We start from the raw sequence: 21,843 nt of genomic DNA on the forward strand, positions 1-21,843 counted from the left end.
TTGCCGTTTTTTGGCGCGAAATATCCCCGGATTCGCTTTCGGACCTGTCAAACTGGCCTTAACCGAGGGCGCAGACAGACTGGGGACCAGCCAACGTGCCAAACCGCCTATCCATCATTGTCGTGGAAAAAGACCGCGACCGTGCTTTGCAGATCGTCGACAGCCTGAAGGCGTCGGGCGACTATGACATCTCGGTCATCGCCGAGGAATCCGGCCTGGCCCGCCGTATTGCGCAGGGCGATCCTGACGTGGTGCTGATCGACATGACCGATCCGTCGCGCGATTCCCTCGAGGAACTCGCCATCGCCTCGGGGCCGTTGGACCGACCCGTCGCGATGTTCGTAGACCGCAGCGATGACGCGCTGACCAAGGCCGCGATCGAGGCTGGCGTGTCCGCCTATGTGGTGGACGGGATGCGCTCGGATCGGATTAAGCCCATTCTGGATGCTGCGATCACCCGGTTTCACATGTTCCAGCGGATGCGCACGGAACTTGAGGCCACCAAGCTGGCGCTGGAGGAACGCAAAACCCTGGACCGTGCCAAGGGCATCCTGATGAAGGCCCGCGGCATTTCCGAGGACGAGGCCTATGCCCTTTTGCGCCGTACCGCGATGGATCAGGGCAAAAAACTGATCGACGTTGCCAAATCACTGGTCACTGCTGCGGGGCTGTTGTCATGAGCGTCACGCTGACCGCCGGTTTCATCGCCCTTGTCGATGCGGCCCCGCTGATTATCGCCCGCGAATTGGGGTTTGCCGAAGAAGAAGGCCTGAACCTGGAGCTGCGCCGCGCGCCCAGCTGGTCCACCCTGCGCGACCTTCTGGCGCTGGGTCAGATCGAGGCCGCGCATATGCTGTCGCCTGTTCCCGTGGCCATGGCCCTGGGTCTGGGCGGCGTGAAAACCCGACTGGACGCGCTGTCGGTCATGTCGGTGAATGGCAATGTTTTTGGGGTCAGCAACGCCTTGGCTGCGCAATTGCGCGATCAGGGGCACGGGTTTGACTTCAACAATGCCCAAGCCGCAGGGCAAGCCCTGATCGCAACGGGCAAGCGGCTGCGCATTGGCGTGCCCTTCCCGTTCTCGATGCATGCCGAGCTGTTGTATTACTGGCTGAACTCGCTGGGCTTTGCCGCGCCGCAATCGCTGGATATCCGCACGGTGCCGCCGCCCTTGATGGCCAACGCGATCGCCAATGACGAAATTGACGCGTTCTGCGTGGGGGAACCCTGGGGCTCGATCACTGTGGAAAACGGCACCGGAGAGCTGTTGCTGCCCATGTCGGCCGTGTGGAATTTCTCGCCCGAAAAGGTACTGGCGGTGCGGCACGAGTGGACTCAGTCCGATCCAGACCTGTCTGGTCGTCTGCTGCGCGCTGTGTGGCGGGCTGGGCGGTGGCTGGGCACGGATGGTGCGCGCACGACGGCTGCGGAAATTCTGTCGCGCGGCGAATATATCTCGGTGGCACCGGACGTGATCGACCGGGCGCTGACCGGGCGGATGGTGATCTCGGCGCGGGGCGAGGAACGCGAGACCCCCTATTTCCTGGATTTCTTCTCGGGGGCGGCGACCTTCCCCTGGAAAAGCCAGGCCGGTTGGATCGGCGCGCAAATCGCGGGCCGTATGGGGCTGGATCGGGCCCAGGCCATTCAGACCGCACGCGATGTGTTCCGTCCTGATCTGTACCGTACCCATCTGGGCAACACCTCGGCGGAATTGCCGGGGGCGTCGGACAAAATCGAAGGCTCGTTGGGCGCTGACACCGCCGTGGCGACCAATGCGGGGTCATTGATCCTGCCGCCCGATCGTTTTTTCGATGGTCGTATTTTCGACCCCGACCAGATCGCGTGATGAAAAAATGTGCAAATGCGGCAATCCAATCGCCGCATTGCAGCAAAACCCGGGAAAACACGGCTTGTCCCCTTGCTGCACCGCACGAATCCCCCTCATGATGGGGTCCAAGGCGTAACAAGGGCGTTGCGTCGACCGAAATTCCCCGATGACCCGGGAAACCCTGAGCAAAGCCGCTCGACCCTCTGCATAGGCAGAGTGTGTCAGCGGCTTTTTTGTTGTTCCGACTTTTCGGAGCGTTGATTGAAGGACAGACTGAGAATGAAACGTATCGCCTCTATCCTGGCAGCCACGACCATGCTGGTGACCCCCGCGGCTGCAGAAATGCTGGACGTCGAAAAGGACGAACTGAAGTTCGGCTTCATCAAACTGACCGACATGGCCCCCCTAGCTGTGGCCTATGAAAAAGGCTATTTCGAGGACGAAGGCCTGTTCGTGACCCTGGAAGCGCAAGCAAACTGGAAAGTTCTGCTGGACGGCGTGATTTCGGGCACCCTGGACGGCGCGCATATGCTGGCCGGTCAGCCCCTGGCGGCGACCATCGGCTTCGGCACCGAGGCGCACATCATCACCCCCTTCTCGATGGACCTGAACGGCAACGGCATCACCGTGTCGAACGAAATCTGGGCCCAGATGAAGGAACACATCCCTCATGACGCAGACGGCAAACCGATCCACCCGATCAGCGCCTCGGCCCTGAAGCCGGTCGTTGAGAAGTACAAGGACGAAGGCAAGCCCTTCAACATGGGCATGGTGTTCCCCGTGTCGACCCACAACTACGAACTGCGCTACTGGCTGGCCGCTGGCGGTCTGGAGCCGGGCTTCTACTCGCCTGAAAACGTGACCGGTCAGATCGGCGCCGACGTGCTGCTGTCCGTGACGCCTCCGCCGCAGATGCCTGCCACCATGGAAGCCGGCACCATCTATGGCTACTGCGTGGGTGAGCCTTGGAACCAGCAGGCCGTGTTCAAAGGCATCGGCGTTCCGGTCATCACCGACTATGAGCTGTGGAAAAACAACCCCGAGAAGGTCTTTGGCCTGTCGGCAGAGTTCCAGGAAGCCAACCCCAACACCACTATTGCCATCACCAAGGCTCTGATCCGCGCCGCCATGTGGCTGGATGAGAACGACAACGCCAACCGTCCCGAGGCCGTGGAAATCCTGAGCCGCTCGGAATATGTGGGCGCTGACTACGACGTGATCGCGAACTCGATGACCGGTACTTTTGAGTACGAAAAAGGCGACAAGCGCGCCGTGCCCGACTTCAACGTGTTCTTCCGTTACAACGCGACCTACCCCTACTACTCGGATGCTGTCTGGTACCTGACCCAGATGCGTCGCTGGGGTCAGATCGCCGAAGCCAAGCCTGACAGCTGGTACGATGAAGTCGCCAAGTCGGTCTACAAGCCCTCGATCTACCTGGAAGCCGCAAAAAGCCTGATCGACGACGGCCTGGCCACCGAGGACATGTTCGACTTTGACACCGATGGCTACAAGGCCCCGACCCCGGCCGAGGACATCATCGATGGCATCGCCTATGACGGCAAAGCCCCGAACGCCTACCTGGACAGCCTGCCGATCGGCCTGAAAGGCACCCAGGTTGTCGAAGGCAGCGAAGTGAAGGGCTAACGCCCTCGGGCCGGGCGGCTGCTCCCCTTGCGCCCGGCCCCACCCCTTAACCGCGAAACCCCGCAGGATCAGACAGATGACCGCAATTGACCCCCAATCCCTCTCCGAGGCTGACAAGGCTGCCGAAAAGGAAGCCCGCCGCGCCCGGATGTTCACCCGCATCAACAAGATGGATGCCTGGTTCAAGGTACTGGGCCTTGCTTGGATCACCCCGATCCTGAAAGCCATCGCAGGCGACAACCCCCGTGCCCAAGGCAAGGAAATCTGGCAGCTGCTGGGTGTTCCCCTGCTGGCCATTCTGGTGTTCTTGCTGCTGTGGGGCACGCTGGCGCCCAAGGTGCAAACCTCGCTGGGTGCGATCCCCGGCCCCGCCGCCGTCTGGGAACAGGTTGAAAACCTGCACGCCGACCACCTGCGCGAACAAGACAAAGCCGCCGCGTTCTATGAACGCCAGGACGCGCGCAACGCCAAGCTGATCGCAGCTGGCAAGGCCGACAAAGTCAAAGAGCGCGCCTATACCGGCAAACCCACCTATTACCAGCAGATCTGGACCTCGATCAAAACCGTGTTCTTCGGGTTCCTGATCGCCACCATCGTCGCCGTTCCGGTTGGCATCGCTGCTGGTCTGTCCAAGACCGCCAACGCCGCCGTGAACCCGATTGTTCAGATCTTCAAACCCGTGTCGCCGCTGGCCTGGCTGCCGATCGTGACCATGGTTGTCTCGGCCGTGTACGCTACCAATGACGGCATGTTCTCGAAAAGCTTCCTGATCTCGGCCATCACCGTGACCCTGTGTTCGCTGTGGCCCACGCTGATCAACACCGCGCTGGGTGTCAGCTCGATCGACAAAGACCTGGTCGCCGTGTCCAAGGTTCTGAAAATGAGCACCTACACCAAGATCACCAAGCTGGTGCTGCCCTCGGCCCTGCCGCTGATCTTTACCGGTCTGCGTCTGTCCTTGGGTGTTGGCTGGATGGTGCTGATCGCCGCTGAAATGCTGGCGCAGAACCCCGGTCTGGGCAAATTCGTCTGGGATGAATTCCAGAACGGTAGCTCGCAATCGCTGGCCAAGATCATGGTGGCCGTGTTCACCATCGGTATCATCGGCTTCTTGCTGGACCGCGTGATGTACGCCCTGCAATCGCTGTTCACCTTCTCGAATAACCGGTGATCAACATGTCGATTAGCTTCAAAAACGTCCACAAAAGCTTTGGTGAGGGGACAAACGCTCACCACGTGCTGAAGAACATCAACCTCGAGGTAGAGGAAGGCGAGTTTCTGGTCATCCTGGGCTTCTCGGGCACCGGCAAAACCACCCTGATCAACCTGATGGCTGGTCTGGATACCCCCACCAAGGGCGAGGTCACCTTCAAGGGTCAGCCCATCACCGGCCCTGGCCCGGAACGCGGGGTGATTTTCCAGAACTACTCGTTGATGCCGTGGCTGACGGTGAACGGCAATGTGGGTCTGGCGGTCGATACGATCTTTCCCAACATGGGTAAGAAAGAAAAGGCCGAGAAAGTCGCACATTACGTCAAGATGGTGGGGCTGAGCCACGCCACAACCCGTCGTCCCGCAGAACTGTCGGGCGGGATGCGCCAGCGTGTGAACGTGGCCCGTGCCCTGGCGATGAACCCCGAGGTTCTGCTACTGGACGAGCCCCTGTCTGCACTGGACGCGCTGACCCGTGCCAACCTGGCCGACGAGATCGAACATATCTGGGAAGCCGACAAGAAAACCTGTGTCCTGATCACCAATGACGTGGACGAGGCGATCATTCTGGCCGACCGCATCATCCCGCTGAACCCTGACGGAACGCTGGGGGATGCCTTCAAGGTGGACATCCCCCGCCCTCGCGACCGGATGGAAATGAACCACCACGACGGCTTTAAAAAGCTGCGCGCCGAGGTCACCAGCTATCTGATGGATGTCGGGATCGAGGCCAAGGCCGAAGGCAGCCGCATCCTGCCCAATGTCGAACCGATCCACGCGAAATCCGCGCTGGAGGTGGACCCGAACCTGCCCTCGGCCGTGTCGGACGCGCAAAAGGGCATGATCGAGCGCAACTTCCTGGACTTCAGCCAGTTGCACAAGGTCTATCCCACGCCCAAAGGCCCCCTGACCGTGGTCGAGGACTTTAACCTGAAAATGAACCGGGGCGAGTTCATCTCGCTGATCGGCCACTCGGGCTGCGGCAAATCCACCGTGCTGACCATGGCTGCGGGGCTGAATGACATCTCCAAAGGCGCAATCCGTCTGGATGGCCGCCACGTCGAAGGCGCTGATCCCGAACGCGCCGTGGTGTTCCAGTCGCCCAACCTGTTCCCCTGGCTGAGTGCGCGTGAAAACTGCGCCATCGGTGTGGACAAAGTGTACCCCAAGGCCAGCCAGGCCGAGCGTCAGGACGTGGTGGAATACTACCTGGAGCGCGTGGGCATGGCCGACGCCATGGACCGCCCCGCCCATTCCATGTCGAACGGGATGAAACAACGTGTGGGCATTGCCCGCGCCTTTGCCCTGTCGCCCAAACTGCTGCTGCTGGATGAACCCTTTGGGATGCTGGACAGCCTGACCCGTTGGGAGCTGCAAGAAGTTCTGATGGAAGTCTGGGAACGCACCAAGGTGACCGCCATCTGCGTGACCCACGACGTGGACGAGGCGATCCTTCTGGCTGACCGCGTGGTCATGATGACCAACGGCCCGCAGGCCACCATCGGTAAAATCGTTGACGTTGACCTGCCCCGCCCGCGCTCGCGCAAGGCGCTGCTGGAACACCCCGATTACTACAATTTCCGCCAAGAAGTGCTCGATTTCCTCGAAGAATACGAACACGGCGCGAAACCCAAGAAGAAAGAACCAACAAAACCAATAGCAGCGGAGTAAGCCACTATGGACGACAAGACGATTTCCCTCGTACAGGACAGCTTTGCCAAGGTTGTTCCGATCAAGGACACTGCGGCCGAGATTTTCTATGCCGACCTGTTCGAAACCGCCCCTCAGGTCAAACCCTATTTCTCTCATTCCGACATGAAGGAACAAGGGTCCAAGCTGATGGCAACCCTGGCCGTCGTGGTGAACGGGTTGAAGGATCTGGACAAAATCGTTCCTGTCGCCCAACAGCTGGCCGTCAAGCACGTGGATTACGGGGTGCAGCCTGCTGATTATGACGCGGTTGGCGCTTCGTTGCTGCGCACCCTGGAAAAGGGCCTGGGCGATGCCTTCACCCCCGAGGTGAAAGAGGCCTGGGTCAGCGCCTACACCACTCTGAGCGGTGTGATGAAAGACGCCGCCTATCCGGCCACCCCTGCCCCCGAGGCCATCGCGGCCGCAGCACCCAAGAAACCCTTCTGGAAGTTCTGGGCATGAGGCAGAAGCTTGTTGTCATAGGTGCTGGGATGGCCACGGGACGGGTGTTGGATCGCCTGCTGTCCGAGGCCCCCGATGCCTATGACATCACCCTGTTCAACGCCGAGCCGCGCGGGAATTACAACCGACTGATGTTGTCGCCCGTGCTGGCCGGCGAAAAAACCTACGAAGAAATCGTTACCCATGACGATGATTGGTATGAAGAACACGGGATAAACTGCCGATTTGGCGAGAAAGTCTTGTCGATCGACCCGATTCGCCAAGAGGTGCTTGGTGAACGCGGCAAAGTGTCATATGACAAGATTGTGTTGGGTACGGGGTCCAACCCCTTCATGATTCCCCTACCCGGCTACGATATGGACGGCGTGATCGCCTATCGGGACTTGGAAGATACTAGACGGATGATCGCCCTGGGAGAGAGACCCAGCGCAAAGGCCGTCGTGATTGGAGGAGGTCTTCTGGGTCTGGAGGCTGCAGCGGGCTTGCGCTCGCGCGGGGTAGAAGTGACCGTCGTCCATATCATGGGTCATCTGATGGAGCGTCAGCTGGACCCGGCCGCCGCAACTTTGTTGCAACAGGCGCTCGAAGCACGGGGCATCACCGTTCTGTGCAACGCGAATTCCAAACAAATTCTGGGCCAAGATGGTCAGGTCACCGGGCTGGAGCTGGAGGACGGCACTGTATTGCCCTGCGATCTGCTGGTGATGGCCGTAGGCATCCGCCCATCCACGCAATTGGCAGCGGACACCGGCCTGACGGTGGAACGCGGTGTCGTTGTGGATGATCACATGGTCACCTCGGACCCGGATATTCTGGCCGTCGGCGAATGTGTCGAACATAACGGACAGCTGTTTGGGCTGGTCGCCCCGCTCTATGATCAGGCCGAGGTGGTTGCCAAAACCTTGCTGGGGATCGAAGCGCGCTTTGTGAACAAGGAAGTCTCGACCAAGTTGAAGGTCACCGGCTGCGATCTGTTCAGCGCGGGCGATTTCGCCAGCGGCGAGGACCGCGAAGATATCATCCTGCATGACCATGCCTCGGGCTTCTATAAGCGTCTGATTCTTAAGGAAAACAAAGTGATCGGCGCCGTGATGTATGGCGACACCTCGGATGGTGGCTGGTTCTACAACCTGATCCGCGACGGCCAGGATGTGGCCTCGATCCGGGACATGCTGATCTTTGGACCCGGCTTTCAGGGCGGCCCGCAGGCCGATCCGTATGGCGGCCAGTGCAGCCTGACCGCCTAGCGGCGGGCACAAACCGAACGACCCGGCCCTGGCGCCGGCAGACCAAGACCGCCCGGCCACGGGCACAAAGGGACAGACCAATGCAGAACGTGCGCATCTTGCCGACCATGGACCAGACCTCGCCCAGCTGTAAGACGACCTGTCCGTATTGCGGTGTTGGCTGCGGCGTGATCATCAGCCCCGATGGCAAAGGCGGCGTGCAAGCCAAGCCCGACCCGGATCATCCGGCCAACCTGGGGCGGCTTTGCTCAAAGGGCACCGCGCTGGGGGAAACCACCTGGCTGGATGACCGACTGCTCGGCCCGCAAGTGAACGGCGCCCCTGCCGATTGGGACAGCGCGCTGGATCTGGTCGCCCAGAAATTCAAAGACACCATCGCCCAGCACGGGCCCGATAGCGTCGCCTTTTATGTCTCGGGTCAGCTGCTGACCGAGGACTACTATGTCGCCAACAAGCTGATGAAGGGCTTTATCGGTTCGGCCAATATCGACACGAATTCGCGCCTGTGTATGGCGTCGTCCGTCGCTGGTCACAAACGCGCCTTTGGCACCGACACCGTGCCCGGCCAGTATACCGATCTGGAAACCGCTGATCTGGTGGTGCTGACGGGCTCGAACCTGGCCTGGTGCCACCCGGTGCTGTTCCAGCGCATCGTGGCCGCGAAAAAGGCCAACCCCAAGATGAAGGTCGTGAATATCGACCCACGCCGCACGGCGACCTCGGATCTGGCGGATTTGCACCTGTCGATTGCCCCGGGTGGGGATGCGGCCCTGTTCAACCGCCTGCTGGTGGAAATTCAGGAACAAGGCGCGGTCGACAGCAATTTCGTCGGCAGCCATGTCGAAGGCTTTGACGCCGCGCTTGATGCGGCCAGCAGCTGTGACACCTCGGTCACCGGCCTGTCCGAGGCCGAGATTCAGAAATTCTGCAACATGTGGATCGGCACCGAAAAGGTGGTCACGGTCTATTCTCAGGGTGTGAACCAATCCACCGCCGGTGCGGACAAGGTGAACGCGATCCTGAACTGTCATCTGGCCACCGGCCGGATCGGCCAGCCCGGTATGGGCCCTTTCTCGGTCACAGGCCAACCCAACGCTATGGGCGGCCGAGAAGTGGGTGGGCTGGCCAATATGCTTGCGTGTCACCTGGATCTGGAGGTCCCCGAGCATCGCACGGCGGTGAAAACCTTCTGGAACGCCCCCGAAATGCCCGAGGCCGCGGGCGCCAAGGCCGTGGACATGTTCCAGGCCGTAGGTGATGGGCGGATCAAGGCCCTGTGGGTGATGTGCACCAACCCCGTCGTCTCGATGCCCGATGCCGACGCGGTGAAGGCCGCGATCGAGGGCTGCGATTTCGTGGTCGTCAGCGACCTGACCGCAGACACCGACACCGCCAAGCTGGCGCATGTGGTGCTGCCTGCCACCGGATGGGGCGAAAAGGACGGCACCGTGACCAACTCGGAACGCTGCATCTCGCGCCAGCGCGGTTTCCTGCCCGCCCCGGGCGAGGCGCGCCACGATTGGGATATCATGGCCGATGTGGGCCGCCGCATGGGCTGGCACGATGCTTTTGATTACCAATCCCAGGCCGAGGTTTTCCGCGAATACGCCGCCCTGTCCGGTATCGCGGGCCAATTGGGCAAGGATTTCGATATCTCGGGCCTCAGCGCCCTGACGGACGAAGAATACGACACGCTGGAACCCGTCTACTGGCCCGTCACCGCTGTTCGCACGGGCGGGCGGTTCTTTGGTGACGGGCAGTTTTTTACCCCCTCGGGCAAGGCGCGCATGTTGCCGATCCAGTATCGCGGACCGCAGTCCACGCCCTCGGCCGAGACGCCGTTCCGTCTGAACACCGGCCGGGTGCGCGATCATTGGCACACCATGACCCGCACCGCAAAATCTGCGCGCCTATCCCAGCACCTGGGCGAGCCCTATCTGGAAATTCACCCCAATGACGCCGCCGATCTGGGTCTGGCCCCGGCCGATATCGTCGAGGTGCAGAACCCCTTTGGCACCGCGCTGCTGCGCGCGCTGATCACGGATCGTGTGCAGCCCGGTCAGGTCTTTGCCCCGATGCACTGGACCGCGCAATATGCCTCGGCGGGTCGGGTGGATGCGCTGGTGGCCCCGAATACCGATCCGGTGTCGGGCCAGCCCGAATCCAAAGCCTCGGTCGCGCAGGTGCGCAAATATCAGGCCGCGTGGTACGGCTTTGCCGTGTCGCTGGACGAGCCGAAATCACAGACAGACTATTGGGCCAGTGCCCGCAGCAACAACGGCTGGCGGGTCGAGCTGGCCGATTCTCAGATCCCCGCAGATTGGGAGGCCTACGCCCGCACCCTGCTGAGCGCGCCCAATGCGCAGGTGCAATCCGTGCTGGACCCGGCCAAGGGCACCGCCCGCATCGCCCTGATCGAGGATGGGCGTCTGGTCGGCGCACTGTTCGCGGCCCCCACCCCGGTCGAGGTCGCGCGCAACCATATGGCCGGCATGATCGGCGAGGCGCCCAATGGGGCCCTGGCGGGTCGTCCCTCGGCGGATCGCCCTGATCCGGGCGCAATCGTCTGCGCCTGCTTTGATGTGGGTGTGAACACGATCCTGGCGGCGATCACCGAACAGAAGCTGGTCAGCGTCGAGCAGATCGGGGCCGCGCTGAATGCCGGGACCAACTGCGGCTCGTGCCGACCGGAATTGGCGGGTCTTCTGGCCTCGCTTAAGGTGCAGCAAGCCGCAGAATAATCGCAATTATGTGAGCCGGTAAATCCGACTGCCCCATAGCGCATTGGCCCTGGGCAGGATACATCTTGGGAATGGAATAGTTCGGACCCAAGGATGCCAGCCATGCAGACGCAAATCCCCCTGACCCGCGACCTGGTGCTGATCGGTGGTGGGCATGCGCATGCGCTGGTGCTACTGAAATGGGGCATGCAGCCCCTGCCCGGCACTCGTCTGACGGTGATCAATCCGGGCCCCACCGCGCCCTATTCAGGGATGCTGCCCGGCCATATCGCGGGGCACTACACGCGCGAGGACCTGGAGATTGACCTTGTCCGCCTGGCTCGTTTCGCCGGGGCGCGCGTCATATTGGATCGCGCTGTGGGCCTGGATGCTGCGGCCAAAACCATCACCCTGGAGGGCGGTCAGCAGATCGCCTATGACGTTGCCTCGATCGATGTTGGCATCACCTCCGAGCTGCCGCAAATACCGGGGTTCACTGAACACGCCATTGGCGCCAAACCGCTGGATATCTACGCCGAAACCTGGGCGCACTATGTCGAGGCCGCGCGCCGGGATGGACACGCCGAGCCCGTAGCGGTGATTGGCGGGGGCGTCGCCGGAGTCGAGCTGTCGCTGGCGATGGCCCATGCCTTGCGCCAGGCGACGGGCACTGCGAATGTTACCTTGATCGAGGCCGAAGAGACGATCCTTGGCGCTGACCCGACCCCACGCCCCCATCTTCAATTGGCACTTGAGGAAAGCGGCGTAAGCATTAGAAATAATACTATTATATCTGAAATACGCGCTACTGGACCGACGCTGGACACGGGCGAAACCCTCGCAGCTGGACTAACGATCGGTGTCGCCGGGGCGCGGCCGCAATCGTGGCTGGCAGACACTGGATTACCTCTGCACGAAGGGTTCGTCATCGTGGATCCGACTCTGCAAGTCTCGGGCCATCCAGACCTGTTCGCTGTCGGAGATTGCGCGCATCTGGCCCATGCCCCGCGGCCCAAAGCAGGCGTATACGCCGTGCGCGCTGCTCCGATCCTGTACAACAACCTGCGCGCGGCGCTCAGCGGACAGGAAATGCGGGCGTTCAAACCGCAAAAGGACTATCTCAAGCTCATTTCACTGGGGCGAAAATCCGCACTGGCCGAAAAGTGGGGCCGCGTCTGGCAAGGCCCTTGGCTGTGGCGGATCAAGAACCACATCGATCAGAAATTCATGCGCATGTTTAGGGACTTACCGGACATGCCTCACGTAGAATCCCCGCCGTTGGCAACGCTTGGCGTCGACGATGCCATAGGGGACGGACAGCCGATTTGTGGTGGCTGCGGCTCGAAACTCTCGCCCTCAGCGCTCGGCGCAGCACTGTCGTCCTTGCCCCAAAGCCAGCGCGCGGATGTGCTGAGCGGCGCCGGAGACGACGCCGCGATTCTGCAAATCAACGGGCAAAATCAGGTCCTGACCACGGACCACCTGAAGGCTTTCACCGAGGATCCGGCGTTGATGGCGCGCATCGCTGCGGTGCATGCTCTGGGGGATATCTGGGCGATGGGCGCCACGCCACAGGCGGTCCTGACGTCGATCATCCTGTCCCCGATGTCACCCGCGCTTCAAGCCCGCACATTGGGTGAAATCACCTCCGCAGCTGCCGAGATTTTCACCGCTTCGGGGGCCGAGATCGTTGGCGGCCATTCCTCGCAAGGCCCTGAAATGACAATCGGATTCAACATTACCGGATTGGTGGACACGCCCATCACCCATGCCGGGGCGCAGCCCGGAGATGTGCTGATCCTGACCCGACCGTTGGGCTCTGGCGTGGTTTTGGCAGCTCAGATGCAGGGCAAGGCGCGCGGGCGAGACGTCGCGCGCCTTCTGAATACGATGGCCCAACCGCAAGACAAGGCGGCAGAGGGCCTGCGCCAGGCCCATGCCATGACGGATGTGACCGGGTTTGGGCTGGCTGGGCATTTGCAATCGCTATGCACCGCGTCACATGTCGGCGCCGATATCTATTTGGAAGATATTCCAACCTACCAAGGTGCGGTAGAGCTGTCCTCGAATGGTGTAAAATCAACCCTTTACGAAGAGAATCTAAAGTACGCGCCAGTCCTGCAAGCCTCAGGTGCTAAAGCTGCGCTTTTGCATGATCCGCAAACCGCAGGCGGGCTGTTGGCGGCCGTTGCGCCAGATCAGGCGGATCAGATATTGTCCCGGTTGCAGGCGCAGGGACTTCCCGCTGCCCGGATTGGACGGATTATCGAGGGGCCAGCCCGGTTGATGTGCCGCTAAGCGCCGCAATCTGCGAGGCCGCCTGTTTCAAATCGTCCTCGTGCAGCGATGCCAGCGACAGATCCAGTAAAGGGGCGCGCACCCGCCGTGACGAGCGCCGATAGCTGGGGTCGTAGTGCGTCTGAATTAGCGCCACAGCTAAGGGCTCAAAATCCCCTATGCGCGCCATCTTTTGCCATTGCGCGACCAGTCCGTGCCCGTGAAACCGCGCCAGCACGCCGAGTTTTTCCTCAAGCAGCGCCGGGTCCTGCAAAAGCGCCCCATAGGACGCGACCAAATACGTTGCGCGTGCATTCAGCGAGGCCGAAATCCGGACATGATCGGCGCGCAGCATGGCCTGCCACAGGGAGGGCGGCACGATCCGGGCACCGATCTTGTTGCTTTCAGCCTCGATATAGATCGGGCGGGACGGGTTCAGTGCGCTAAGTGCCATGGCCAGTTCGGATTTAAAGCGCTTTTGGGACGGCTGATCGCTGGGCTGACCGCCCAATAACGAGCCGCGATGCTGCGCCAGGGCTTCCAGGTCCAGAACCTGTTCGCCCCGCGCGGCCAGATGCGCCAACAGGCGGGTTTTGCCAGTGCCCGTGCCACCATCCAAAAGGATCACACGAAACGGCAGCGGGTGCTCATACAGCGCACGTACGACAAGGCGGCGGTAGGATTTATAGCCCCCCTCGACCAGCCCAACCCGCCAGCCGATCTGGGCCAGGATTGACGCGAACGAACCCGAACGCTGCCCGCCGCGCCAACAATAGACCAGCGGACGCCAGCTTCCGGGACGATCGGCCAGCGGGCCCTGGAGATGAGTCGCCGCATTGCGCGCCACCAAAGCCGCCCCCAATTTCCGCGCCAAAAACGGATCCTGTTGCACATAGACGGTGCCGACCTGGGCGCGCTCGGCATCCGACAAAACCGGCAAGGACATCGCCCCCGGGATGTGATCCTCGGCGAACTCGGCCGGGGCGCGCACGTCGATGATGTCGTCAAAGGGCAGTGTTTTCAGATCGTTGAGCGAGGTGAGCGTGTGTTTCATGCCTCTTTGTACGTCAGCGCGTCGCCACAGGCCAGAGCGCCCGATTCTCGCGCAGGACCCAACGTCAGGGGGAAAATAATTAACTTAGTAAAAAACTCAACTTGACTATTCCGACTTATTTAGTCAGTTAAAAGACATCCAGCCAGCCGCGCCTGCGGTCAGCCCGAATGTAGTGAACATACAAATGGGACGTCCGTAATGAGAAACGCGCAAATCTTTGTGGCCGGACAAACCCCGCGGTCCAGCGGGTTGGCCAATGACACATCCATCCGTGAACCCTCGATCCGCCGACTGATGACCGAATCCGGCATGTCCGCCGGTATCTGTCTGGAATGGCTGCTGGACCGTTTCGAGCATTCGGAGATCCGCCCATGACGAATATGCGTATGAGCCGCGAAGGCGCCACCGATATTCTTGAAGGTCTGCCCGTGCACTATGCCGAGGACCTGACCAAAGGCGGCACCCAGGCCCGCATCATCCTGGGCGATCAGGTTTACAGCCTGCGGATCACCCGCGCGGGCAAGCTGATCCTAACCAAATAACCCAACCGATCTAGCAACAGAGAGACAGATCATGAAACGCACCATCCTGGCCACGACGGCCCTGGCAGCCAGCATGTCCGCCACCAGCGTATGGGCCGAGACCCCCGCAGCTTCGGACGTCCTGACCACCTATGCGGACATCGCCCTGGCGAAATACGAGGACAGCCTGACCACGGCCCAGGCTTTGAAGGCTGCCGTTGCAGCGCTGATTACCGACCCGTCGGATGAAACGCTGGCCGCGGCCCGCGCCGCCTGGCTGGCCTCGCGCAACCCTTACCAGCAGACCGAGGTCTATCGTTTCGGCAACGCCATCGTGGATGACTGGGAGGGCAAGGTGAACGCCTGGCCGCTGGACGAGGGTCTGATCGACTATGTGGACGCGTCTTATGGTGGTCCCTCGGACGAGAACGACTATGCCGTTCTGAATGTCATCGCGACCCCGAAATTCACCTTGGGCGGCAAAGAGGTTGATGCCTCGACCATCACGCCGGACCTGCTGGAAAACGCGCTGCAAGAGGCAGACGGTGTCGAGGCCAACGTGGCCACCGGCTATCACGCGATTGAATTCCTGCTCTGGGGCCAGGATCTGAACGGCACGGGTCCCGGCGCTGGCGATCGTCCGGCATCGGATTTCGCAGCGGGTGACTCATGTACGGGCGGCAACTGTGATCGGCGTGGCCAGTATCTGACCGCGGCCACCGACCTGCTGATCAGCGATCTGGAATGGATGGTGGCGCAATGGGCCGAAGGTGGCGCCGCCCGCGCCGAGGTTCTGGCCGACGACACCGCCGGGCTGAGCGCCATCCTGACCGGCATGGGCAGCCTGTCCTATGGCGAACAAGCTGGCGAGCGGATGCGTCTGGGCTTGCTGCTGAATGACCCCGAGGAAGAGCATGACTGCTTCTCGGACAACACCCATAACAGCCATTTCTATGATGGTCAGGGTATCCAGAATGTCTATCTGGGCAGCTACACCCGCATCGATGGCACCGTTGTGACCGGCCCGGCGCTGACCGATCTGGTTGCCGCCAAAGACCCCGCGCTGGACGCCGAGATGAAGGCCAAGCTGGCCACCACCATGACCGCCCTGGGCGCGCTGAAGGCCGCCGCAGATGGGGGCTATGCCTATGACCAGATGCTGGAACGTGGCAACGAAAAAGGCGAGGCCCTGATCATGGGCGGCGTGAACGGTCTGGTCGATCAGACCAAATCGATCGAACGCGTCGTTACGGTTCTGGGTCTGGACGCCTTGGCGGTCGAGGGCTCGGACAGCCTGGACAACCCCAACGCTGTCTTCCAGTAATGCGCCCTGCCACCCCCGGCCAACGTGTCTGTCGCACGGCCGGGGGTGGTTTTTTATGCAAGCACATGCCAGCACAAGCCAGCCTCCGATGCCCTGCTCTCTGAAAATGCCAAAGCCACTGAACCGCTGTCTGCCCTCTGTCATGGGGGCCCTCGCGCTGTATATAGCGCTTGCCCATCCCGGCCCGGCATGGGCCGGGGACACGCGCAGCGCCGCTGAAACCGCGCGGATCTCCCAGGCCATGGCGCTGGTTCCCGGACAGGTGAACCCGTTTAAATCCAATCCCGGCGGAAAAACTACGCTACATGGCGATCTGGGAGCGCAAGCGCTGTCCCAGCCCATGCCCGGCCTGAGTGCTGACGAACAGCTGACCGTTGCACTGGGACACGCCATGTTCGAAAAGCTCTGGGTGTCCTCTCCGTCCTCGACCAAGGCCTCGGATGGGCTGGGACCCCGGTATAATGCGCGCAACTGTGCGGCCTGCCATCCCGGCATGGGGCGCGCTCGAGGCCCCCAGGCGGATGGCCCGCTGCCCGTGGGCGTGTTGCTACGTCTGTCGGTCCCCGGCGGGCCTGAGATCGCAGCGATTCAGGACTATCTGGCGACCAGGCCCGATCCCAGCTTCGGCGGACAGCTGCAACCTAAAAGCATCGCCGGTCTGACGGCCGAGGGCACGCCCACGGTGCGCTATGTCGAACGGGTGGTGACGCTGGGCGACGGCAGTCGGGTAAGCCTGCGCGCGCCCTACTATGATACCGGCGCGCCGCTGTCGCCCGACACAATGGTCAGCCCGCGCCTTGGGCCCAGCCTGCAAGGGATGGGTCTGATTGATGCGATCCGCGCGCAGGATATTCTGGGTGGCGCCGATCCCGAAGATGTGGATGGCGATGGCATCAGTGGCCGCGCCAACATCGTGATTTCGCGCCAGACCGGCCAGCCCATGCTGGGCCGCTATGGCTGGAAGGCCGAAACCCCGACCCTGCGCGAACAGGTGGCCGATGCGTTTGCCCATGACATCGGAATTTCGACCCCTCTGTTCCCTGATCCATGGGGCGATTGCACCGAGGCGCAACAGGCCTGCCGCTCCGCGCCGCACGGGGATCAGGACGTGCGCGGGACCGAGCTGGACGACACAGGGCTGGATCTGTCCACCCAGTTCGTGGCCTCCTTGGCTGTGCCGGCCCGCTCGGCGGCGCCTGAAACGGTGCTGGCCGGGCGGGATCTGTTCCTGGATATTGGTTGCGCGGCCTGCCACACGCCTGCCTATGTGACCGAGCGGCGCGAAAACGATCCGCGCGGGTTTCAGATGATCTGGCCCTATTCGGATTTCCTGTTGCACGATATGGGGCCCGGGCTGGCTGATGGCAGACCGGCCAGCCGTGCCTCAGGTTCCGAGTGGCGCACCCCGCCATTGTGGGGTATGGGTCGCGTGAAACAGGTCCTGGGGGCCGCGTTCTACCTGCATGACGGGCGGGCCCGCTCTTTGAGCGAGGCGATCCTGTGGCATGGAGGCGAAGCCCAGCCCGCCCGTGATCGCTTTGCCACCCTGCCCGCCCCGGATCGGGCCGCGCTGATTGCCTTCTTGGAAAGCTTGTGATGCTGAAACCTTTGTTGATCGCGGCGTCGGTCGCCCTGCCCCTGCCGCTTTGGGCCGACAGCTCGGTGGCGGATACCGCAATTGATACCCATGTTCTGCCCGGTTTCCTTGCGCTCGAGGACAGCACCCGCCGCATGGCCGAGACCGCGCAGTCTGACTGCGACCCTCAGTCAGAGACGCTGCGCCGCGCCTGGGGATTGGCCTTTGATCGCTGGATTACTATCAGCCATCTGCGCTTTGGTCCGACCGAGCGGGACAACCGCGCCTTTGCGCTGGCCTTCTGGCCCGACAGCCGGGGCAAGACGCCCAAGGCCCTGCATCAGATCATTGCGCAAACCGATCCGATCATCACCACGCCCGAGGGGGTTGCGTCGCTCTCGATCGCGGCGCGCGGATTCTATGCGCTGGAATTCCTGCTGTATGATCCGGATTTCAGGTCCGATCCGGCCTATGCCTGTGCGCTGATCCGCGCGCTGGCGACAGATATCGCGACCACCAGTCACGCGATCGCGCAGGACTGGCAAGGCAGCTATGGCGCGCTGATGAAGACCCCTGGCCAGGATTACAGTCCCTATCGCAACGCCGAAGAGGTGCGCCAGGAACTGTTCAAGGCCCTGTCGACTGGGCTGCAATTCACCTCGGATACCCGGTTGGGGCGGCCTCTGGGTACGTTCGACAAACCCCGCCCCAAACGCGCCGAGGCCCGCCGGTCTGGCCGCTCGTTGCATCATGTGGTCCTGTCGCTGCACGCCTTGCGCCAACTGGCCTTGATCCTGTCAGCAGGGGATGAAGACCTGACCCGCGAGGTCGGGACCGCGTTCGATCTGGCCATCAGCCAGGCTGAGGACCTGAAGGATCCGGTCTTTGCCGGGGTCGAGGATCCCGCGACGCGCCTGCAGATCGAGATCCTGCAACAAACCATAAACCTGCTTCGTGAACAGCAACTGGCCGATATCGGTGCCAAGCTGGGCGTCGCGGCGGGGTTCAACGCCTTGGATGGGGATTAAGATGACCACACGGCGCGGTTTCTTGGCTGGGTTGCTGGCGGCCGGCATGACGCCCGCGGTCAGCTGGGCGGATCTGGGGGGACCGCGCTTTCTGTCGGCGGCGAAAACCGCTGCTGGCTTTGCTCTGTTTGGACTGGATGCTCAGGGCAATGCCCTGTTTCGCGTGTCCCTGCCCGGGCGCGGCCATGCGGCGGCGGCTCACCCCGAAGCGGCCGAGGTGGTGGCCTTTGCCCGCCGCCCGGGGACCTTTGCGCAGGTGATTGACTGCGCGCGTGGCACTGTTCTGGCGCAGCTTGATTGCCCTCAGGGACGACATTTTTACGGGCATGGTGTGTTTTCAGCGGATGGTCGGCTGCTGTTCACCCCGGAAAACGATTACGAGTCCGGCACAGGGCGCATCGCCGTTTGGGATCGGTCGCGCGGATACAAGCGTGTGGGGGATTTCAGCTCGGGCGGGGTTGGGCCGCATGACATGTTGCGCCTGCCCGGACGTGATCAGTTCGTGATCGCCAATGGCGGGATCGACACCCATCCCGAAAGCGGACGCACCCCTCTGAACCTGCCGACCATGCGCGCAAATCTGACGCTGATCGGCGCCGAGGGCGACATCCGCGAGGTCACGCAGCTGGACTCGGCGCTAAGGCTGAACTCGATCCGCCACCTTGCGGTGCGCGACGACGGGCTGGTGGGGTTTGCCATGCAATGGCAGGGCAATAGCACCGACCACCCGCCGCTGGTGGGGCTGTACCGGCCGGGCAGTGGCAACCCGCCCATCCTGGGCAAAGCCAGTGCTGAATTGCATGCCGGGATGAAGGGCTATGCGGGCTCGATCAGCTTTGCCGGGAATGGGGCGCAGGTTGCGATCTCAAGCCCGCGCGGCGGAATGATCCATGCCTTTGACGCGGAAACCGGCGCCTTCGCTTGGCATGTGGACGAACCCGATGTCTGCGGGCTGAACAGGCTGGGCACGGGCTTTGTCGCGACAGCGGGCACAGGGCGGGTGATCCGGTTCGCGGGACACGAAACGCAGGTGCTGAGCCAGCAAAAACTGGCCTGGGACAACCACCTGATTTCTGTGTGATCGGCCCCGGATGAACAGGCCCGGCGACACCGCCGGACCCTTTGGGCTTAAACCAATCCGGGCAGATACAGCACAATCGCCGGGAACGCGATCAACAGCGCAATCGTCACCGCATCGGCCACGAAAAACGGGGTCACACCGCGGAACACGTCTTGGACGCTCAGATCATCGCGCACCCCGGCCACCACGAAACAATTCAGCCCGATGGGCGGGGTGATCAGGCAGAACTCGGCCATTTTCACCACCAGGATGCCGAACCAGATCGCACACATCGGCCCGGACATGCCAAAGGCGCTGTCGGCGGCGCTGACGAACTCGCCCCCGTTCAGGGCCATCACCGCCGGATAAACCACCGGCAGGGTCAGCAGCAGCATCCCAATGGCATCCATGAACATCCCCAGCACCGCATAGGCCAACAGGATATAGATCAGCGTCAGCATGGGCGATTGTTCCAGGCTGGTGATCCAGTCCGAGAAAGCGCCTGGCAAATCGGCAAAGCCGAGGAAGCGCACATAGATCAGCACGCCCCAAATGATGGTAAAGATCATCGCGCTGAGTTTCGCCGTTTCCAGCAGTGCGTCCTTCATCTGCCCCCAGCGCATGCCGCGATACAGCGCCATCAGGAACACCACAAAGGCGCCCAGTGCGCCGCCTTCGGTCGGGGTGCCCCAGGCATCACCGCCAAACGGGTTGTAGATGAAGAAGATGATGATCAGCACCACAAAGAAGATCGGGAAGGCCGGCGGGATCGAGACCAGACGCTCCTTCCATGTAAAACCGCGCACGGGCGGGCCGAAATTGGGGATCGTCAGCGCCATGCCCACGATCAACGCACCATAGACGATGGCTGAAAACGCGCCGGGGATGAAACCCGCCAGCAGCAGCTTGCCCACGTCCTGTTCGACGATGATCGCGTAAATCACCAGAATGGCCGAGGGCGGGATCAGGCTGGCCAGCGTGCCGCCAGCGGCCACGACCCCTGCGGCAAAGCGCTTGTCATAGCCGATTTTCAACATCTCGGGGATGGCGATGCGGGCGAACACCGCCGCCGTCGCCACCGACGCCCCCGAGACCGCTGCGAACCCCGCCGTCGCGAACACCGTCGACACGGCCAGCCCGCCGGGCAGCCATCCGACCCAGCGTTTTGCGGCCTCGAACAGGGCCTTGGTCAGGCCCGCGTAATAGGCCAGGTATCCGATCAGGATGAAGGTGGGAATAAGGCTCAGCGCCTGCGAACTGACCTTGGAATGGGGCACCTGCCCGGCGGTTTTCACCGCGATGGTTGCGGCCTTGAGGAACCGGGACGGGTCATAGCCGAACTTGTTCCAGAAAATCCATGTCAGCCCGACCAGCCCGGCGATGCCAGCGGCAAAGGCCACGCGCATCCCCAGAACCACCATCAGCAACAAGAACCCCGAGACCCACAGGCCAATATCAATCGGTTCCATCAGCGGGTCTCCTCGTCGTCAAAGCCACCGACATGCTGCGCCTCTTCGGCGGCCTGGGCGGCGGCAGACAGAACCAGCGGCACCGCGACAGGCTCGACCAGCCCCAACACAAAGGCGCGCCCATAGCCCCACAGCTGGATCACGACCCGCAGACACAGCACGCTGAACGCCACCGGGGCCAGCAATTTCGCGGGCCAGATCGGGATACCAATGTCGATCGAGCTGTCACGGCTCCACAGCGGGGCCGCGAAATCAAAGCTGCGCTGGAAATGTTCCCAACTGCCCCAGACTAGCAGCGCCATCAGGATCAGCGTGGCCAGCGCGGTGATGAACTCGGCCGCCCACAGCGCACGGCCTCTCAGCCGCCCCACCAGGATGTCCATGCGGATGTGCCCGCCATCGCGCTGCGTATAGGCGATGCCCATGAAGGCGATCAGCGGCATGATCTGCTCGATCCAGTCCACGTATCCGGGCAGAGGCATATTCATCGTGTTGCGTCCGCCGACGGAAATGACCGCCAGCACCATCAGCGAGAACACCGCCAATCCGCTGATCAAGGCCAGGAATTTTTCGATCCGATGCAAGGATCGGTCCAGGCGGCTCAGGGTCGAGCCGTCCTCAAGCACAGCGGATGAGCCAGCCATGCGTCCCCCTCTCTGGAGCCCTTTGAGGGCCTATTGCCGTATCTGGAACGGAAACCGCCCGAGAGCCAAAGCCTTCGGG

At 62.2% G+C, this 21,843-nt stretch carries 17 protein-coding genes and 1 pseudogene; 15 read left to right on the forward strand and 3 right to left on the reverse strand.

From position 1 onward, the window contains the following. The first annotated feature begins 95 nt into the window (after nucleotides 1-95). From ACXADQ_RS17770 to selD, 9 genes and pseudogenes are all read left to right on the forward strand, one after another. Complete coding sequence (locus tag ACXADQ_RS17770; RefSeq protein WP_475324168.1) at nucleotides 96-680, forward strand: ANTAR domain-containing response regulator; 585 nt, start codon at nucleotides 96-98, stop codon at nucleotides 678-680. Next, entirely contained in the window at nucleotides 677-1,849 is a 1,173-nt protein-coding gene (locus ACXADQ_RS17775) for an ABC transporter substrate-binding protein (protein ID WP_475324172.1), read from the forward strand. The genes ACXADQ_RS17770 and ACXADQ_RS17775 overlap by 4 nt, the downstream gene beginning before the upstream one ends. Before the next feature lie 261 nt (nucleotides 1,850-2,110). Beyond that, nucleotides 2,111-3,478 (forward strand): CmpA/NrtA family ABC transporter substrate-binding protein, encoded by a 1,368-nt coding sequence (locus ACXADQ_RS17780; protein WP_475324177.1) that lies wholly within the window; start codon nucleotides 2,111-2,113, stop codon nucleotides 3,476-3,478. Nucleotides 3,479-3,554: 76 nt separating this feature from the next. Continuing rightward, nucleotides 3,555-4,649 carry an ABC transporter permease gene (locus ACXADQ_RS17785; RefSeq protein ID WP_475324182.1) on the forward strand — a complete coding sequence of 365 codons (1,095 nt, stop codon included), beginning with the start codon at nucleotides 3,555-3,557 and terminating at the stop codon, nucleotides 4,647-4,649. A gap of 5 nt (nucleotides 4,650-4,654) precedes the next feature. Further along, nucleotides 4,655-6,361: an ABC transporter ATP-binding protein gene (locus ACXADQ_RS17790; protein WP_475324186.1), complete on the forward strand. Its 1,707-nt coding sequence runs from the start codon at nucleotides 4,655-4,657 to the stop codon at nucleotides 6,359-6,361. A 6-nt stretch (nucleotides 6,362-6,367) separates the two neighbouring features. Continuing rightward, nucleotides 6,368-6,844 (forward strand): globin family protein, encoded by a 477-nt coding sequence (locus tag ACXADQ_RS17795; RefSeq protein WP_475324189.1) that lies wholly within the window; start codon nucleotides 6,368-6,370, stop codon nucleotides 6,842-6,844. Further along, a pseudogene (locus ACXADQ_RS17800) lies at nucleotides 6,841-8,082 on the forward strand (NAD(P)/FAD-dependent oxidoreductase); the annotation flags it as partial. The gene ACXADQ_RS17795 and the pseudogene ACXADQ_RS17800, both read left to right, overlap by 4 nt. 89 nt (nucleotides 8,083-8,171) lie before the next feature. Then, nucleotides 8,172-10,832 carry a molybdopterin-dependent oxidoreductase gene (locus ACXADQ_RS17805; RefSeq protein WP_475324192.1) on the forward strand — a complete coding sequence of 887 codons (2,661 nt, stop codon included), beginning with the start codon at nucleotides 8,172-8,174 and terminating at the stop codon, nucleotides 10,830-10,832. Between the two features lie 102 nt (nucleotides 10,833-10,934). Next, nucleotides 10,935-13,109, forward strand: coding sequence for a selenide, water dikinase SelD (selD, locus tag ACXADQ_RS17810; protein ID WP_475324195.1), 2,175 nt, complete (start codon nucleotides 10,935-10,937; stop codon nucleotides 13,107-13,109). Here the strand turns inward: selD and mnmH are convergent. After that, complete coding sequence (mnmH, locus tag ACXADQ_RS17815) at nucleotides 13,075-14,142, reverse strand: tRNA 2-selenouridine(34) synthase MnmH (RefSeq protein WP_475324198.1); 1,068 nt, start codon at nucleotides 14,140-14,142, stop codon at nucleotides 13,075-13,077. The two genes, selD and mnmH, sit on opposite strands and share 35 nt — an antisense overlap. A 198-nt stretch (nucleotides 14,143-14,340) precedes the next feature. On the opposite strand from mnmH, the gene ACXADQ_RS17820 reads away from it, so the two are divergent. The 6 genes from ACXADQ_RS17820 to ACXADQ_RS17845 all read left to right on the forward strand — a co-directional run bounded on the left by ACXADQ_RS17820 (nucleotide 14,341) and on the right by ACXADQ_RS17845 (nucleotide 19,672). Next, the gene (locus ACXADQ_RS17820) at nucleotides 14,341-14,517 is read left to right on the forward strand and encodes a hypothetical protein (protein ID WP_475324202.1); all 177 of its coding nucleotides are present in this window, start codon (nucleotides 14,341-14,343) and stop codon (nucleotides 14,515-14,517) included. Between the two features lie 5 nt (nucleotides 14,518-14,522). Beyond that, the gene (gene hemP / locus ACXADQ_RS17825; RefSeq protein ID WP_475326102.1) at nucleotides 14,523-14,684 is read left to right on the forward strand and encodes a hemin uptake protein HemP; all 162 of its coding nucleotides are present in this window, start codon (nucleotides 14,523-14,525) and stop codon (nucleotides 14,682-14,684) included. Between the two features lie 31 nt (nucleotides 14,685-14,715). Beyond that, nucleotides 14,716-15,987, forward strand: a complete 1,272-nt coding sequence (locus tag ACXADQ_RS17830; RefSeq protein WP_475324206.1) for an imelysin family protein — start codon at nucleotides 14,716-14,718, stop codon at nucleotides 15,985-15,987. A gap of 106 nt (nucleotides 15,988-16,093) precedes the next feature. Continuing rightward, nucleotides 16,094-17,584 carry a di-heme oxidoreductase family protein gene (locus ACXADQ_RS17835; protein WP_475324209.1) on the forward strand — a complete coding sequence of 497 codons (1,491 nt, stop codon included), beginning with the start codon at nucleotides 16,094-16,096 and terminating at the stop codon, nucleotides 17,582-17,584. Further along, a complete protein-coding gene (locus ACXADQ_RS17840) occupies nucleotides 17,584-18,591 on the forward strand; it encodes an imelysin family protein (protein ID WP_475324212.1) in 1,008 nt (335 codons plus the stop codon). Before ACXADQ_RS17835 ends, ACXADQ_RS17840 begins: the two co-directional genes overlap by 1 nt. Nucleotide 18,592: 1 nt before the next feature. After that, nucleotides 18,593-19,672: a DUF1513 domain-containing protein gene (locus ACXADQ_RS17845; RefSeq protein WP_475324215.1), complete on the forward strand. Its 1,080-nt coding sequence runs from the start codon at nucleotides 18,593-18,595 to the stop codon at nucleotides 19,670-19,672. A 47-nt stretch (nucleotides 19,673-19,719) separates the two neighbouring features. Here ACXADQ_RS17845 and ACXADQ_RS17850 read toward each other — a convergent pair whose 3' ends face one another. Further along, complete coding sequence (locus tag ACXADQ_RS17850; protein ID WP_475324218.1) at nucleotides 19,720-21,120, reverse strand: TRAP transporter large permease; 1,401 nt, start codon at nucleotides 21,118-21,120, stop codon at nucleotides 19,720-19,722. Further along, nucleotides 21,120-21,764, reverse strand: coding sequence for a TRAP transporter small permease subunit (locus ACXADQ_RS17855; RefSeq protein ID WP_475324222.1), 645 nt, complete (start codon nucleotides 21,762-21,764; stop codon nucleotides 21,120-21,122). Before ACXADQ_RS17855 ends, ACXADQ_RS17850 begins: the two co-directional genes overlap by 1 nt. Between the last annotated feature and the right edge of the window lie 79 nt (nucleotides 21,765-21,843).

The organism is Thalassovita sp. ABM4_323, assembly GCF_056158665.1.

Bases quoted from the DNA above. Each gene is read 5' to 3' on its own strand.
- ACXADQ_RS17830 (WP_475324206.1), top strand. From the start codon at position 14,716: ATGAAACGCACCATCCTGGCCACGACGGCCCTGGCAGCCAGCATGTCC.
- ACXADQ_RS17845 (WP_475324215.1), top strand. From the start codon at position 18,593: ATGACCACACGGCGCGGTTTCTTGGCTGGGTTGCTGGCGGCCGGCATG.
- selD (WP_475324195.1), top strand. From the start codon at position 10,935: ATGCAGACGCAAATCCCCCTGACCCGCGACCTGGTGCTGATCGGTGGT.
- ACXADQ_RS17835 (WP_475324209.1), top strand. From the start codon at position 16,094: ATGCCAAAGCCACTGAACCGCTGTCTGCCCTCTGTCATGGGGGCCCTC.
- ACXADQ_RS17795 (WP_475324189.1), top strand. From the start codon at position 6,368: ATGGACGACAAGACGATTTCCCTCGTACAGGACAGCTTTGCCAAGGTT.
- ACXADQ_RS17805 (WP_475324192.1), top strand. From the start codon at position 8,172: ATGCAGAACGTGCGCATCTTGCCGACCATGGACCAGACCTCGCCCAGC.
- ACXADQ_RS17790 (WP_475324186.1), top strand. From the start codon at position 4,655: ATGTCGATTAGCTTCAAAAACGTCCACAAAAGCTTTGGTGAGGGGACA.
- ACXADQ_RS17840 (WP_475324212.1), top strand. From the start codon at position 17,584: ATGCTGAAACCTTTGTTGATCGCGGCGTCGGTCGCCCTGCCCCTGCCG.
- ACXADQ_RS17850 (WP_475324218.1), bottom strand. From the start codon at position 21,120: ATGGAACCGATTGATATTGGCCTGTGGGTCTCGGGGTTCTTGTTGCTG.
- ACXADQ_RS17785 (WP_475324182.1), top strand. From the start codon at position 3,555: ATGACCGCAATTGACCCCCAATCCCTCTCCGAGGCTGACAAGGCTGCC.
- hemP (WP_475326102.1), top strand. From the start codon at position 14,523: ATGCGTATGAGCCGCGAAGGCGCCACCGATATTCTTGAAGGTCTGCCC.
- mnmH (WP_475324198.1), bottom strand. From the start codon at position 14,142: ATGAAACACACGCTCACCTCGCTCAACGATCTGAAAACACTGCCCTTT.
- ACXADQ_RS17855 (WP_475324222.1), bottom strand. From the start codon at position 21,764: ATGGCTGGCTCATCCGCTGTGCTTGAGGACGGCTCGACCCTGAGCCGC.
- ACXADQ_RS17775 (WP_475324172.1), top strand. From the start codon at position 677: ATGAGCGTCACGCTGACCGCCGGTTTCATCGCCCTTGTCGATGCGGCC.
- ACXADQ_RS17780 (WP_475324177.1), top strand. From the start codon at position 2,111: ATGAAACGTATCGCCTCTATCCTGGCAGCCACGACCATGCTGGTGACC.
- ACXADQ_RS17820 (WP_475324202.1), top strand. From the start codon at position 14,341: ATGAGAAACGCGCAAATCTTTGTGGCCGGACAAACCCCGCGGTCCAGC.